This window comes from Shinella zoogloeoides, assembly GCF_030733845.1.
Classification (GTDB): domain Bacteria; phylum Pseudomonadota; class Alphaproteobacteria; order Rhizobiales; family Rhizobiaceae; genus Shinella; species Shinella zoogloeoides_C.
Map to the genome: position 1 here is coordinate 2,333,976 of NZ_CP132311.1, position 12,958 is coordinate 2,346,933.

The 12,958-nt window shown below is 63.5% G+C and carries 15 protein-coding genes and 1 tRNA gene; 4 read left to right on the forward strand and 12 right to left on the reverse strand.

Annotation, left to right across the window (positions count from 1 at the left end; all coding sequences use genetic code 11):
• Positions 1–200: 200 nt before the first annotated feature.
• A tRNA-Ile gene (locus tag Q9316_RS12535) sits at positions 201–276 on the reverse strand.
• 155 nt (positions 277–431) lie between these two features.
• On the opposite strand from Q9316_RS12535, the gene Q9316_RS12540 reads away from it, so the two are divergent.
• Together Q9316_RS12540 and tnpA are read left to right on the forward strand one after the other, a co-directional pair.
• Positions 432–1,184, forward strand: coding sequence for an SIMPL domain-containing protein (locus Q9316_RS12540; protein ID WP_306031943.1), 753 nt, complete (start codon positions 432–434; stop codon positions 1,182–1,184).
• A 166-nt stretch (positions 1,185–1,350) separates the two neighbouring features.
• Positions 1,351–1,785: an IS200/IS605 family transposase gene (gene tnpA, locus Q9316_RS12545; protein ID WP_306031944.1), complete on the forward strand. Its 435-nt coding sequence runs from the start codon at positions 1,351–1,353 to the stop codon at positions 1,783–1,785.
• Positions 1,786–1,870: 85 nt separating this feature from the next.
• Here tnpA and Q9316_RS12550 read toward each other — a convergent pair whose 3' ends face one another.
• From Q9316_RS12550 to Q9316_RS12580, 7 genes are all read right to left on the reverse strand, one after another.
• On the reverse strand, positions 1,871–2,389 hold the full coding sequence (locus Q9316_RS12550; RefSeq protein WP_306031945.1) for a GNAT family N-acetyltransferase: 519 nt from the start codon (positions 2,387–2,389) through the stop codon (positions 1,871–1,873).
• Between the two features lie 176 nt (positions 2,390–2,565).
• Positions 2,566–2,994: a hypothetical protein gene (locus Q9316_RS12555; RefSeq protein WP_306031946.1), complete on the reverse strand. Its 429-nt coding sequence runs from the start codon at positions 2,992–2,994 to the stop codon at positions 2,566–2,568.
• Positions 2,995–3,102: 108 nt separating this feature from the next.
• Positions 3,103–3,453 (reverse strand): nuclear transport factor 2 family protein, encoded by a 351-nt coding sequence (locus Q9316_RS12560; RefSeq protein WP_306031947.1) that lies wholly within the window; start codon positions 3,451–3,453, stop codon positions 3,103–3,105.
• A 58-nt stretch (positions 3,454–3,511) separates the two neighbouring features.
• Positions 3,512–3,934: a secondary thiamine-phosphate synthase enzyme YjbQ gene (locus Q9316_RS12565; protein WP_306031948.1), complete on the reverse strand. Its 423-nt coding sequence runs from the start codon at positions 3,932–3,934 to the stop codon at positions 3,512–3,514.
• 12 nt (positions 3,935–3,946) lie between these two features.
• Complete coding sequence (locus Q9316_RS12570) at positions 3,947–4,072, reverse strand: hypothetical protein (protein ID WP_306031949.1); 126 nt, start codon at positions 4,070–4,072, stop codon at positions 3,947–3,949.
• A 54-nt stretch (positions 4,073–4,126) separates the two neighbouring features.
• On the reverse strand, positions 4,127–4,480 hold the full coding sequence (locus Q9316_RS12575; RefSeq protein WP_306031950.1) for a DUF1428 domain-containing protein: 354 nt from the start codon (positions 4,478–4,480) through the stop codon (positions 4,127–4,129).
• Between the two features lie 86 nt (positions 4,481–4,566).
• On the reverse strand, positions 4,567–4,953 hold the full coding sequence (locus Q9316_RS12580; protein WP_306031951.1) for a DUF1801 domain-containing protein: 387 nt from the start codon (positions 4,951–4,953) through the stop codon (positions 4,567–4,569).
• A 157-nt stretch (positions 4,954–5,110) separates the two neighbouring features.
• Between Q9316_RS12580 and Q9316_RS12585 the strand changes: the two genes are divergently transcribed.
• Positions 5,111–6,757 carry an alpha/beta hydrolase gene (locus tag Q9316_RS12585; RefSeq protein WP_306031952.1) on the forward strand — a complete coding sequence of 549 codons (1,647 nt, stop codon included), beginning with the start codon at positions 5,111–5,113 and terminating at the stop codon, positions 6,755–6,757.
• Between the two features lie 201 nt (positions 6,758–6,958).
• On the opposite strand, the gene Q9316_RS12590 is transcribed toward Q9316_RS12585, so the two are convergent.
• The gene (locus Q9316_RS12590; RefSeq protein WP_306031953.1) at positions 6,959–8,065 is read right to left on the reverse strand and encodes a branched-chain amino acid ABC transporter substrate-binding protein; all 1,107 of its coding nucleotides are present in this window, start codon (positions 8,063–8,065) and stop codon (positions 6,959–6,961) included.
• Positions 8,066–8,365: 300 nt separating this feature from the next.
• On the opposite strand from Q9316_RS12590, the gene Q9316_RS12595 reads away from it, so the two are divergent.
• The gene (locus Q9316_RS12595) at positions 8,366–8,938 is read left to right on the forward strand and encodes a transglycosylase SLT domain-containing protein (protein ID WP_306031954.1); all 573 of its coding nucleotides are present in this window, start codon (positions 8,366–8,368) and stop codon (positions 8,936–8,938) included.
• Positions 8,939–9,011: 73 nt separating this feature from the next.
• On the opposite strand, the gene rpoD is transcribed toward Q9316_RS12595, so the two are convergent.
• The 3 genes from rpoD to tdh form a co-directional block, all read right to left on the reverse strand.
• Positions 9,012–11,066 (reverse strand): RNA polymerase sigma factor RpoD, encoded by a 2,055-nt coding sequence (gene rpoD / locus Q9316_RS12600; protein ID WP_306031955.1) that lies wholly within the window; start codon positions 11,064–11,066, stop codon positions 9,012–9,014.
• A gap of 424 nt (positions 11,067–11,490) precedes the next feature.
• The gene (locus Q9316_RS12605; protein WP_306031956.1) at positions 11,491–11,838 is read right to left on the reverse strand and encodes a GFA family protein; all 348 of its coding nucleotides are present in this window, start codon (positions 11,836–11,838) and stop codon (positions 11,491–11,493) included.
• Between the two features lie 71 nt (positions 11,839–11,909).
• Positions 11,910–12,947, reverse strand: coding sequence for an L-threonine 3-dehydrogenase (gene tdh / locus Q9316_RS12610; RefSeq protein ID WP_306031957.1), 1,038 nt, complete (start codon positions 12,945–12,947; stop codon positions 11,910–11,912).
• Positions 12,948–12,958 lie beyond the last annotated feature (11 nt).

Here is a 12,958-nt window from a genome sequence, read left to right on the forward strand (position 1 = left end):
GACTACCGATTCGTCCCTGCATCGCCCAAAACGACTTGCCGCGGAAAACCGGGCGACTGAGACGGAAACAGGAATTGCGGCATTCTTGCTCGGAATTGACCGTCTCACAGTCAAGTCACCGAGACCATACGGCCGTAAGCCTCGGGAATGACGAGGCAATTGGGAATACGCAAAATCACTGCGGAAATAAATGGACTGAATGGTGGGCCCGGAGGGACTCGAACCCCCAACCAAGCGGTTATGAGCCGCCGGCTCTAACCATTGAGCTACAGGCCCGGCCCGGCTTTTGGCCGGAGTCGTCGGTCAATGGCGGCCGACGGTTGGAAAGCGTCTAGACGAATTCGGTCTTTCCCACAAGCGCTGCCGCATTCTCCACACAATGGCAGGCGAAGAACGGGGCAAGGGACACAACCATCAGGAGATATTCCCACATGTTCCACGGAAGCTTCGGCCGCCGCACCGGCGCCAGCCTCGTCGCCCTCTCGCTCGCCCTTGCCGCCGCTCCGCTGGCCGCCAAGGCCGAGGACACGGCAAAGCCGCGCGAGGCGACCATCGTCGTTACCGGCGAAGGCACGGCCGAAGCCGCGCCCGACATGGCGCTGATCGACCTTGGCGTCGTCAAGGACGCCAAGACCGCCCGCGAGGCGCTCGACGCCAACAACAAGGCCATGGCCGAAATCCTCGCCGCGCTGAAGGAAGCCGGCATCGAGGAGCGCGACCTGCAGACCTCCGGCTTCATGATCAACCCGCAATACCAGTATCCGCAGAGCTCGACGGGCGAGAACCCGCCGCCGGTCCTCATCGGCTTCCAGGTCACCAACACGGTGACGCTGCGCGTGCGGGACCTGTCCAAGCTCGGCGAAATCCTTGACAAGGCCGTGACGCTCGGTGCCAACCAGAGCGGGGGCATCCGCTTTACCAACGACAAGCCGGATACCGCCGTCAGCGCAGCGCGCAAGAAGGCCGTCGAGAACGCCATGGCCAAGGCAAAGGAACTCACGGACGCTGCCGGCGTCGGCCTCGGCCGAGTGATCGAGATTTCCGAAACGAGCTACCGTGCCGAACCGATGCCGATGATGCGCGCCGTGGCCAAGGACTATGCGGCGGCCGGCTCCGTGCCGATCGCCGCCGGCGAGAACAGCTACTCCGTCGTCGTCAACGTGACCTTCGCGCTCGGCAAGTAAGGCGCAAGAAACGGCAATCGAACGGAAGGGCCGGGAAACCGGCCCTTTTCGTTATGGAATAAATAAACCTCCACCTACGGTGGAGGACTGGACTGGTTCTACATTGTCGTTGAGAGACCTCCGCGCTTGGACCGCTAGATTGGCCGAGACATAGAACGGAGGTTTTATGGACGAACGATCGCAATCACACGCGACGTGGGACTGCAAATATCATGTGGTCTTCGCGAGTAAGTACCGAACGAAGCGCCTTTACGGGGACGTAAGGCGTGAGTTGGGTGATCTGCTGCATAATCTTGCTCGACAAAAGGGATGCGAGATCAGGGAAGGGCACTTGATGCCCGACCATGTGCACATGCTGATATCGATCCCGCCGAAATACTCGGTGTCTTCGATTGTCGGCTTTTTGAAAGGCAAGACGGCCCTTTACGTGGCCAACAAATATGCCCGCAAGCGGCGCTACAAGGGCTATCACTTTTGGGCGCGTGGGTACTTCGTCTCTACGGCTGGCTATGATGAGCAGGTCGTCAGACGTTATATCCGTAATCAGGAAAAGGCCGACAAAGCTTCCGACTTTGCCGACCTCTTTAACCGTAGCTACTAACACATAGCAAAACCGCTTCTAGCGGTTCAAGCGCAGCGTTTCAAACCTCCACCTCTGGTGGAGGTCATGACTTCCGAAAACTGCCCTAGCAATTCCAGGCCGATACGGATCGGTCGATCCGGCCCTCCATGAGGGCCACCGGGAAGGCGACGCCGGGGGCCATGGGAATGGAAACGATTTCCAGCCGCTTCAGCCCCATGCGCGCATAGAAGGGCTCGGCGTTCAGCCCCGAAAACGCCTGAAAGCGCAAGGCGCCCTGCCCGGCCGCCGCGCGGGCGCATTCCGCAAAAAGCGCGCGGCCGATGCCCTGCCTTGCGCAAGCGGGATCGACGGCGAAATGACGCAGATGCGCCAGGCCCTCGATCGTCTCGCCGGAACCCGGCGCGCCAAACGTCCAGCCGCCGCAGCCGAGGATGCGGCCGTCCTCTTCGACGACATGGAACGTGCCGGATGCGAGAAGGTCGGGATTCGCCCGCATCATGAAGGGCAAGGCAAGGGCAAGCAGGCGCTCCTCATAGGCTTCGGCCATCATGGCCGGATAGGAGCGGCAAAGCAGGGCCTCCACGGCGGAGAGATCCTGCGGCGTCGATACTCTCGTCTTCATGTGGCTCCCCTGCTTCTGAACCAGCATAGGTTGCAGCGCTGCGTCGGCAAAGGGTTTTGCGCTGTCGAAACGCAAAAAACCCTCCCGGCAGAACCGGGAGGGTGGCCGTCCGCCGGCCGGGGGTGACAAGGTGGACGGCGTCCGTCGGGCAAGCGCCGGAAGGCCGGCCTCGCCCCTTAACGCCAGAGGGCCGGGCAGCCGCGGTCGTTCGCGAAGACGATGCGGCGGTATTCGCCACGGCGGAAGCCTTCCACTACGACCTTGCTGCGCGACACGTCGACGATGCGGGCACGGCGCAGGCCGATATCGCGCGCCTTGGCGACGGCGAGGTCCGGCGAGCAGCGGCCGCGGCGGCCGCCCCAGCCGCCGCCGTGGCGGCGGTCGTCGCGGCGGTCCCAGCGATCGCGATCGTGCCCGCGGCGCTCGCCGTCCCAACCGCCTTCCCAGCCGCCGTCATAGTCCTGCACCTGGAGGAAGCCGTTGCGGTAGCCGACATTGTCGATGGTAACGCTGAGGCCGGCGGCGGAGGCGGCCGGAACGGAGGCTGTCAGGGCGCCGAGGCCGAGAACGGCGGCGAGAATGGTCTTTTTGAGAAGGGTCGTCATGGAAGGATCTCCTGTTCGTTCCGGCGCCGTTCTGTCCGGCGATTGAGGAGACCATATGGCGGCGCGGCTGAACGAAATCCGAATCCTCCGTTCAGCCTGCGTTCAACTTCATGAACCGGAAAACACCGCGAAGCGGGTGATCGCGCCTTCCTCCAAGTCGAGGAGAAAGATCCGCTCCTTCGAATAGGCGCCGCCGCCCGCGGACGTGCCGCGCGCCGTCACGCGGATCGCGACATTGTGGCCGAGCGCATCGCTCATCACCAGCGCGTCGCCATAGCTTTCGTCGAATGCCTCGAAATGCCGGGCGAGACGGTCGCGCAGCGCCTCGCGGCCGTTGTCGCTGCCCTCGCCGATGCCGGAAATGGCGACATCTTCGTGGACCTTGGCGGCGAGCGCGGCAAAATCGCGGGCGTTCAGCGCCTCGATGACGGCGTGGTTGATGCTTTCTGTATCGGCCATGGCTCTCTCCTCTCAGCGGGTCGCCGGCAGCAACGTTCCATCGTGTGACGCAGTTCCGTCAAGGGCCGAGATGCAGCACGATTTCGCGCCGATGCGGCCGGTCGCGATGCTCGAAGAGGTAAAGGCCCTGCCAGGTGCCGAGCGCAAGGCGCCCGCCCATGACGGGAATGCCGATCGAAACCTGCGTCAGCGCCGCCTTGATATGGGCCGGCATGTCGTCCGGCCCTTCCAGCGTGTGCACGATCCAGGCCATGGACGGATCGTCGGCGGGCGGCACGAGGCGGCGGAAGAACGTATCGAGGTCGCGCCGGACGTCCGGGTCGGCATTTTCCTGGATGAGCAGCGAGCAAGAGGTATGGCGCACGAAGACCGTCAGCAACCCCTCTTCCTGGGCCGCCTTGCGCACGAATGCCTCGGCCTCGCGGGTGAACTCGTAGAGCCCCTGCCCGCGGGTCGAGACCGTCAGGATCGTCTGCGGCACGGCGCGCCTACCTCAGCCGAGCGCCCAGAACAGGGAGCCGACGAGGACGATGAAGGCGATGATCACGCCCATGAAGCGCGCAAGACCGGCATTGGTATCCGTCGTGGTGCCGACGATTGCATAGTAGAGGTTCATCATGGCAGGTCCTTTCTTACGGATGGCGGGTGCGTTGATAGCGCACCCGCCATTCGCTCACAACTCGAGGAAGGTCTCGAAGCCGCCGTAGATCATGCGCTTGCCGTCGAAGATGTCCTTCCATTCCTCGCCGCCCAGCCGCTCGTCGGCCATGACCTTGGCGACGATGTCATCGCGCTGCGCGCGCGATTTGTAGGTGATCCAGGAAAAGATCACGATCTCGTCTTCGCTCGCCTGCACGGCGCGGGGAAACGAGGTGAGTTCGCCATAAGGCACGTCTTCTGCGGTGCATTCGACATAGTCGATCGCCCCATATTCCTTCCACACCGCACCCGCGGCGCGCGCCATCGCCTTGTAGGCCTCGATCTTGGCCTTCGGCACGGCCAGCACGAATCCATCGACATAGGTCATGTTCGTCTCCTCCTTGGTTCGGACATGACAAGGACGTGTGTCGCCATCGCGATCCGACAAGGGGACGGATATTTTATCGGGAGCCTCTACGTGGCCTTGGTGGGATCGCCGATCTCGGCGTTCAGCCGGATCGCCGCGCGCACGAGCCGCTCGGCAATCGCCATGTCCACCCGGTCGCCTTCGAGGAACGTCATCGTCGCCAGCTCGTATTTGCCGCCGGGCTTCAGCCGTGGCTCGATCTCCACCAGACGCTTGCCGCGCCAGAAGCCGAAGAGCACGCGCGCGTCCTCCGCCCGGATCAGCAGAACCGGCCCGTTGGAAAAACAGACGATGTGGCCCCATTTGATGCGTTCCACCGGTGCCCCGGCGGCAACCACCGCAACGCGCAATGTGTCGACGATGTCCCGCCGCCAGCCGCCGAGCGCGGCGGCATAGGCATCCGGGCTCTCCGCAGGTTTTTCCTTGCGCATCATGCCGCTTCCTCCCCGTGCGGAGAGACTAGCGCGAACCGCCTACCGGCGCCAATCCGCATGGGAGCTGCGCCGACGGAAGCGACACATGGTTGCGCCGGCAGGGTCGGCATGCAAGGTTCGCGGCAACCGGGCATGCGAAGCGGAAGGAGTATCGGTCGTGCGGAATTGGTTCTGGCGTCTTGCTTTCTCCTTCTCCGCCACCGGGCTGGTGCTCGGCACGCTGCTCTTCGCGGCCTCCCTGACACCCAGCCTCCTGCCGCGCACCTATGTCACGCAAGGGCTGTTGTCCGGTGTCGCGATGGCCTGCGGCTATGGCCTCGGCGTTCTTCTCTCCGCCCTGTGGTTCTGGCTGGAACTGCCCGAACCGAAGGACCGCGTGCGGCTCGCCCTCAAGGCGGCTGCCGGCGGCATTTGCGGCGTCGTGGTGCTCGTCTTCCTCTGGCGCACGGCCGAATGGCAGAACTCGATCCGCACGCTGATGCACCTGCCGCCGATCGAGACGGCGCACCCGTTCTATGTCGGTCTCATCGCGCTTGCGGTTTTTCTGGCGCTGTTCGGCCTCGGGCGGCTCTTCGCCTTCCTCGTTCGCCTCTTTGCCAGAACCTCGCGGCGCGCGGCCCCGCGGCGGCTTTCCTATGTCATCGGCACGGCCCTGGCCGCGACCCTGTTCTGGACGCTGGCCGACGGCCTTCTCGTGCGTTTCGTGCTGCACACGGCCGATTCCTCCTTCCGCCGGCTTGACCAGGTGATCGAGCCGGATACCGCCGAACCGGCCGATCCGCTGAAGTCGGGAAGCAAGGCATCGCTGGTGCGCTGGGACGAACTCGGCCGCATGGGCCGGTCCTTCGTCGCGAGCGGGCCGACGGCGGCGGAGATATCCACCTTTACGGGCAAGCCCGCGCTGGAGCCGCTGCGCGTCTATGCCGGCCTCAACGCCGCCGAAACGCCGGAGGCGCGGGCGAAGATCGCGCTCGACGAACTCATCCGCGTCGGCGGCTTCCAGCGCTCGACGCTCGTCATCGTCATGCCGACCGGCACCGGCTGGGTCGATCCGGAAGGCATCGATACGGTCGAGTACCTGCACCATGGCGATATCGCCAGCATCGCCATCCAGTATTCCTATCTGGCGAGCTGGCTCTCGCTGCTCGCCGAACCGGACTATGGCGCCGAGGCCGCCCGCGCACTCTTCCACGCGGTCTACGGCCACTGGACGAGCCTGCCGAAGGAAGGAAGGCCGAAACTCTATCTCTACGGCCTCAGCCTCGGCGCGCTGTCGTCGGAACAGTCGGCGGAACTCTTCGAGGTGATCGGCGATCCCTACCAGGGCGCGCTCTGGGCCGGGCCACCCTTCCCCAGCCGCATCTGGCGCAAGATGACGGCCGATCGCGAGCCCGGCACGCCGGCCTGGCTGCCGCGCTTCCGCGACGGCTCCTATGTGCGCTTCACCAGCCAGCGCAATGCGCTGCCGGAGGCGGGCGACCATTGGGGCCCGATGCGCATCGTTTATCTGCAATATGCCAGCGACCCGATCGTCTTCTACGATCCCTATTCCTTCTATCGCCAGCCGGCCTGGATGGCCGTGCCGCGCGGGCCGGACGTCTCGCCGGACTTCCAATGGTACCCCGTCGTCACCTTCCTGCAACTGACGCTCGACATGGCGATGGCCACGACGACGCCCATGGGACTGGGCCACGTCTATGCCGGCGAGCATTATGTCGATCCGTGGATCGCGGTGACGGATGTGACGGACTGGAGCGCGGCGGATATCGCGCGGCTGAAGGAGAAATTTCGCGCGGGACGGTAGATGCCTGTCTTCTCCCCCGTCATGCCGGACTTGATCCGGCATCCAGCGCGCTCACGTCCGTGAGCGCAGAAGGCTCCCCTCACCGCGCAGACGCGCGGTGGCTGGACCCCGGATCAAGTCCGGGGTGACGAAGGAGAGGCTAGCACACAACAAAAACGCCGGAGCAAAGCCCCGGCGTTCGCATTCCAAATCGCGATGACCTTATTCGGCGGCGACGATCTTGCCGTCTTCCCACTTGAAGAGCGAGAAGCTCTGCGAGGTAAGGTCGCCGGTTTCGCCGTAGGTGAGCTTGCCGATGGCGGTCGGGATGGCTTCGCCGGACTTCAGCGCCGCGGTGACGGCGGCGGCATCCTCGGCGCTGCCGGCCTTCTCGATGCCGGCCTTCAGAACCTCGACGGCGGCATAGGCGTTCAGCGTGAAGGCTTCCGGCGGAACGCCCTTTTCCTTGAGCACAGCGACGGCCGCCTGCGAATCGGGGCTCTTCAGCGCGTCGGACGCGTTGGTGAAGAGCGTGCCGGCAGCCGCTTCGTTGCCGATCGCCCAGTATTCGCTGTTCGACAGGCCTTCGCCGCCGATGATCGTCGCGTTGACCGAGAGGTCCTTCAGCTGACGGGCCAGGAGGCCGCCTTCCGGATGGTAGCCGCCGAAGTAGATGACCTCGACGCCGTCAGCCTTGAGACGGGTGATCAGCGCGCTGAAATCCTTGTCGCCGGGCGTGACCGAATCGTAGAGCGCCTCGGTGACGCCGCCCTTGTTGAGCGCCGCCTTGAAGGCATCGGCAAGGCCCTTGCCGTAGGCGCCCTTGTCGTGGATCACGGCGACCTTCTTGTCCTTGAGGTTGGCCAGCACATAGGCGGCGGCGACTTCGGCCTGCTGGTCGTCACGCCCGCAGGTGCGCAGGACATTGGTGAGGCCGCGAGCCGTCAGGTCCGGCGCCGTCGCGGTCGGGGTGACCATCAGGATGCCGTTTTCAGCCAGGACGTCGGAGGCCGGAATGGCAACGCCCGAGGTGACCGGGCCGACGACGAAGCGGATGCCTTCGCCGACGATCTGGTTGGCGGCCGAAACGCCCTGCTTGGGCTCGCCGGCATCGTCCGTCAGCTTCAGCACGACCTGCTCGCCGAGGATGCCGCCGTTCTTGTTGATCTCGGCGACGGCCGCTTCCGCGCCGTTCTTGACCTGGTCGCCATAGGCCGCGACCGGGCCGGTCAGCGGGGCGATGAGGCCGATGACGATATCGGCATGGGCGAGCGGCGCAAAAGCGACGGAAGCCGCAAGGAAGGCTCCGGCGAAAATCTGCTTCTTCATGGTCTTTCTCCTGAACTGGGGCCTCGAAAGGGCCCGGTCGCAAACCGTCATGCATCCGGACGGCGCTGGCCGAAATCCGATGGCAGGACGGCGTTTCACGGTCCGGAACAATCGTGCGCGAAGGGCCGGCGTCGTATGGATTGATTAGGCTGGAAGGGCAAAAAGCGCAACAAAATAATGCATTTGCATATTTGATAGGCGGATCACGCCGATGAATGGGAGGGATCAAATGGCAATTGAATCAAAACGGATTGTTAAGATTTACCATTCATAAATATCCGGGAATTTTGAGGATAAGCGATGCGTTGCGTATTGATCGTCGTCCTCCTGCTGCTCGCCGGATGCGCGTCCGTTCCCCGACAGACGCAGAATGCCTGCGCCATCTTCGAGCAGCGCGACGGCTTCTTCGAGAACTGGCGGCGTGCCGCCTATAGTGTCGAGCGCGAATACGGCGTGCCCGTGCCCGTGCTGATGGCCACCATCTACACCGAGTCCGGCTTCCGGCATAATGCCCGCCCGCCGCGCACCTACCTGCTCGGCTTCATTCCATGGAAGCGCCAGTCGACGGCCCTCGGCTTCTCGCAGGCGCTCGACGGCACCTGGAAGCGCTACAAGCGCGAGACAGGCCGCTGGGCCGCCAAGCGCACCGATTTTTCCGACGCCATCCGCTTCATCGGCTGGTATCACAGCGAGAGCAACCGGCGGAACGGCATCGCGCTGAACGACACCTACCGCCTCTACATCGCCTATTACCACGGCCATGCCGGCTACAAGCGCGGCAACTGGAGTTCGACGGCCAAGACAGGCGGCAAGCGCGCGGCAACCATGGCCATCAAATATTCGCAACAGTTGAAGAGCTGCGGCAGCTGGTAAGGCCCGGCAGACCATAGAATAGAAAAAGCCCCGCGACCTTCCGGTTCGCGGGGCTTTTCGTTTCTTCGCCGCCTCAGCTATCGAGGAACGAGCGCAGCTTACGGGACCGGCTGGGGTGCTTGAGCTTGCGCAGCGCCTTCGCCTCGATCTGGCGGATACGTTCGCGGGTGACCGAGAACTGCTGGCCGACTTCTTCCAGCGTGTGGTCGGTGTTCATGCCGATGCCGAAGCGCATGCGCAGGACGCGCTCCTCGCGCGGCGTCAGCGAGGCCAGCACGCGGGTCGTCGTCTCGCGCAGGTTCGCCTGGATGGCGGCGTCGATCGGCAGCAGCGCGTTCTTGTCCTCGATGAAGTCGCCGAGATGCGAATCCTCTTCGTCGCCGACGGGCGTTTCCAGCGAGATCGGCTCCTTGGCGATCTTCAGGACCTTGCGGACCTTTTCGAGCGGCATGGCGAGCTTTTCGGCCAGTTCCTCCGGCGTCGGCTCTCGGCCGATCTCGTGCAGCATCTGGCGCGAGGTGCGCACGATCTTGTTGATTGTCTCGATCATGTGCACCGGAATGCGGATCGTGCGGGCCTGGTCGGCGATCGAACGGGTGATCGCCTGCCGGATCCACCACGTCGCGTAGGTGGAGAACTTGTAGCCGCGGCGATACTCGAACTTGTCGACCGCCTTCATGAGGCCGATATTGCCCTCCTGGATGAGATCCAGGAACTGCAGGCCGCGGTTCGTGTACTTCTTGGCGATCGAGATCACGAGACGGAGGTTGGCTTCCACCATCTCCTTCTTGGCGATGCGCGCCTCGCGCTCGCCCTTCTGCACCATATGCACGATACGGCGGAATTCCGAGATGGAAATGCCGGTCTCGGTGGCGAGATTCTGGATCTCCTGGCGAATGTCGCGGATCATCGTGTTTTCGCTCTTGGCGAATTCCTTCCAGCCGCGGGCCGCAAGGTTGGCGATCGACTTCATCCAGTTCGGATCGAGTTCCGCACCGTTGTACTGCTCCAGGAACGAGTCGCGCTTGACGCCGTAGCTCTCGGCCAGACGCAACAGGCGGCCCTCGTTCTGCACAAGGCGCTTGTTGATGTCGTAGAGCTGCTCGACGAGGCTGTCGACGCGGTTCTGGTTGAGCGACAGCGACTTGACGGCCGTGATCAGCTCGTCCTTGAGCTCCTTGTAGCGGCGCTCCTGGGCAGGCGAGAGCGTGCCGGTCGCCTGCAGGCGGGCTTCCACCTGCTGGTCCTGCAGCTTGCGCAGCTTCTTGTAGGTCTCGGCGATCGTGTCGAGCGTCTCCATGACCTGCGGGCGCAGTTCCGCTTCCATGGCGGCGAGCGACAGGTTCGACTCGTCGTCGTCCTCTTCCTCTTCCTCCGGCGGCAGGCCCTCGCCGCCGACATTGGTGATGTCGTCGTCGTTGGCGGCGCGCGGCCGGCGGTTCTTTTCCTTCTCCTCGGCCGCCTTGCGGTCGGCCTCGATCTTTTCCGGGCTCTGGAACTGCGGGGCAGCCTTCGCCTCGGGACCGGAATAGGTCGTCTCGAGGTCGATGATCTCGCGCAGAAGCGTCTGGCCTTCGTTGAGTTCATCCCGCCAGATGATGATGGCCTGGAACGTCAGCGGGCTCTCACAGAGGCCGGCGATCATCGTCTCGCGGCCAGCCTCGATGCGCTTGGCGATGGCGATTTCGCCCTCGCGCGACAGGAGCTCGACCGAGCCCATCTCGCGCAGGTACATGCGCACCGGGTCGTCCGTGCGGTCGGTCGGCTCTTTCTTCTTGGCGGTCGCAAGCGCGGTGCCGCCGGAGTTGGCGATTTCCCCGCCTTCGCTCTCGTTGTCGTCGTCGCCGCCCTCGTCGTCGCCGCCCTGGTTCGCCTCTTCGGCGTCCTCGTCCTCGATGACGTTGATGCCCATATCCGAGAGCATGGCCATCGTGTCCTCGATCTGCTCCGAGGTGACTTCCTCGGAGGGCAGGACGGAATTCAGCTCGTCCATCGTGACATAGCCACGCTTCTTGGCGGCCTTGATCATCTTCTTGACTGCATCATCGGAAAGATCGAGAAGAGGGCCGTCGGATGCGCCTTCGCGTTCGTTTTCGACTTCCTCGTTCTCTTTGACCTTTGTCGCCATTTATTTCGTCGCTTTCCTGATCATCCAGTTTTCAAGCGGTTAGGGTTTCCGCAGCCGATCGCCCTTCGGCATGCGCAATCGCTTATCAGCGTCCCTGACCTAACGGATTGACAATTAAATCTCGATTAACCACATCCCGGCCCGCGGGATGGTGGACGTGCCGCCGATGCAGCACAATTGACATGACTTCCCGATCCGCCGTACCCATTCCTTCACAGCCAACAATGGTGATTCCCAGAATTTTCGGTTACGTCAAGCTTTTCCGGCAAAAAAGCCGCAAAAGGTTCCGATTCGGCTTCGCGGACAGGACTGTCGGCGGATCCGGGCGATTGAGCCTTCATGTAGGCGCAAATCCCCGAAAGACAAGAGCCCGCAGCCTTGGCACACCCACAGCCGCCCGCACGGCGATTCGCACGCGAAGGTTTCAGAACGAGCGTCCATCCACCTTGGTGATCGTCAGTGTCTCAAGATCGACCGCCGGCAGGCAGCGCAGATTGACCGCCGCCATGCTGTTTCCTTTCGGATCCTTGCCCTCCCCATAGGGCGCGATGCCGCAGGTGGCGCAGAAATGATGCTGGATGGCATGGCGATTGAACGTGTAGGTCGACACGTTTTCTTCCGGGGTCGTCAGCACCAGCATTTCCCGCGGCACGAAGGCGAGCAGGCCGCCGCGCCGGCGGCACATGGAACAGTTGCAGTCGAGCCCCGTATCGAACTCGCCCTCGACCTCGAAGGCGATCTTGCCGCAATGGCAGCTTCCCTCGTATTTCATCGCGTTTCTCCTTCTGATCTTTGGCGCATGTCGTTGTCGCAAAACCGCTACGCACTTTTGCGCAACATGCGTCAGTGCCAATCCATGACGACCTTGCCGGAATTGCCCGAGCGCATCGCCTCGAAGCCGTCCCGGAATTCGTCGATCCCGATCCGGTGGGTGATGATCGGCGAAAGGTCGAGCCCGCCCTGCACGAAGGCGATCATCTTGTACCAGGTCTCGAACATCTCGCGGCCGTAGATGCCCTTCAGCGTCAGCATCTTGAAGATCACCTTGTTCCAGTCGATGCCGAAACCATCGGGCGCGATGCCGAGGATGGCGATCTTGCCGCCATTGTTCATCGTGTCGATCATCGAGCGGAAGGCCGGTGGCGCACCGGACATTTCGAGCCCGACGTCGAACCCCTCCGTCATGCCGATTTCCGTCATGACCTCGGCAAGGTCCTGCTTCGACGCATCGACCACATGATCGATGCCGACCTTGCGGGCAAGGTCGAGGCGCACCGGATTGATGTCGGTAATGACGACCTTGCGCGCGCCGGAGCGTTTCGCCACCATCGCCCCCATGATGCCGATCGGCCCGGCGCCGGTGACGAGCACGTCCTCGCCGACGAGGTCGAAGGAGAGCGCCGTGTGCACGGCATTGCCGAACGGATCGAAGATCGCCGCCACCTCGTCCGGCACGTCGTCGGGGATCGGCACGACATTGTGCTCGGGGATGCACACGAACTCGCCGAAGGAGCCCGGCCGGTTGACGCCGACGCCCTTCGTGTAGTGGCAGAGGTGCCCGCGCCCGGCGCGGCAGTTGCGGCACTTGCCGCAGACGATGTGCCCCTCGCCCGAGACTCGCTCGCCGACATGGTATTTGGTGACGGACGAGCCGATCTCGGCGATCTCGCCGACGAATTCATGGCCGACGACCATCGGCACCGGAATGGTCTTCTGCGCCCAATGGTCCCAGTTCCAGATATGCACGTCCGTGCCGCAGATCGCTGATTTCTTCACCCGGATCAGCACGTCGTTCGGCCCGACCTCCGGCACCGGCACGTTCTCCATCCAAAGGCCGACTTCAGGTTTTGCTTTAACCAGCGCACGCATCATGTTCGACATGACGAAACCTC

What these genes read in the sequence shown, in the direction of transcription:
- tdh (WP_306031957.1), bottom strand. Translation starts at nt 12,947, where the DNA reads ATGTCGAACATGATGCGTGCGCTGGTTAAAGCAAAACCTGAAGTCGGC.
- Q9316_RS12590 (WP_306031953.1), bottom strand. Translation starts at nt 8,065, where the DNA reads ATGAAGAAGCAGATTTTCGCCGGAGCCTTCCTTGCGGCTTCCGTCGCT.
- Q9316_RS12570 (WP_306031949.1), bottom strand. Translation starts at nt 4,072, where the DNA reads ATGATGAACCTCTACTATGCAATCGTCGGCACCACGACGGATACCAAT.
- Q9316_RS12560 (WP_306031947.1), bottom strand. Translation starts at nt 3,453, where the DNA reads ATGGCCGATACAGAAAGCATCAACCACGCCGTCATCGAGGCGCTGAAC.
- Q9316_RS12540 (WP_306031943.1), top strand. Translation starts at nt 432, where the DNA reads ATGTTCCACGGAAGCTTCGGCCGCCGCACCGGCGCCAGCCTCGTCGCC.
- Q9316_RS12550 (WP_306031945.1), bottom strand. Translation starts at nt 2,389, where the DNA reads ATGAAGACGAGAGTATCGACGCCGCAGGATCTCTCCGCCGTGGAGGCC.
- Q9316_RS12595 (WP_306031954.1), top strand. Translation starts at nt 8,366, where the DNA reads ATGCGTTGCGTATTGATCGTCGTCCTCCTGCTGCTCGCCGGATGCGCG.
- tnpA (WP_306031944.1), top strand. Translation starts at nt 1,351, where the DNA reads ATGGACGAACGATCGCAATCACACGCGACGTGGGACTGCAAATATCAT.
- rpoD (WP_306031955.1), bottom strand. Translation starts at nt 11,066, where the DNA reads ATGGCGACAAAGGTCAAAGAGAACGAGGAAGTCGAAAACGAACGCGAA.
- Q9316_RS12605 (WP_306031956.1), bottom strand. Translation starts at nt 11,838, where the DNA reads ATGAAATACGAGGGAAGCTGCCATTGCGGCAAGATCGCCTTCGAGGTC.
- Q9316_RS12580 (WP_306031951.1), bottom strand. Translation starts at nt 4,953, where the DNA reads ATGATGCGCAAGGAAAAACCTGCGGAGAGCCCGGATGCCTATGCCGCC.
- Q9316_RS12575 (WP_306031950.1), bottom strand. Translation starts at nt 4,480, where the DNA reads ATGACCTATGTCGATGGATTCGTGCTGGCCGTGCCGAAGGCCAAGATC.
- Q9316_RS12555 (WP_306031946.1), bottom strand. Translation starts at nt 2,994, where the DNA reads ATGACGACCCTTCTCAAAAAGACCATTCTCGCCGCCGTTCTCGGCCTC.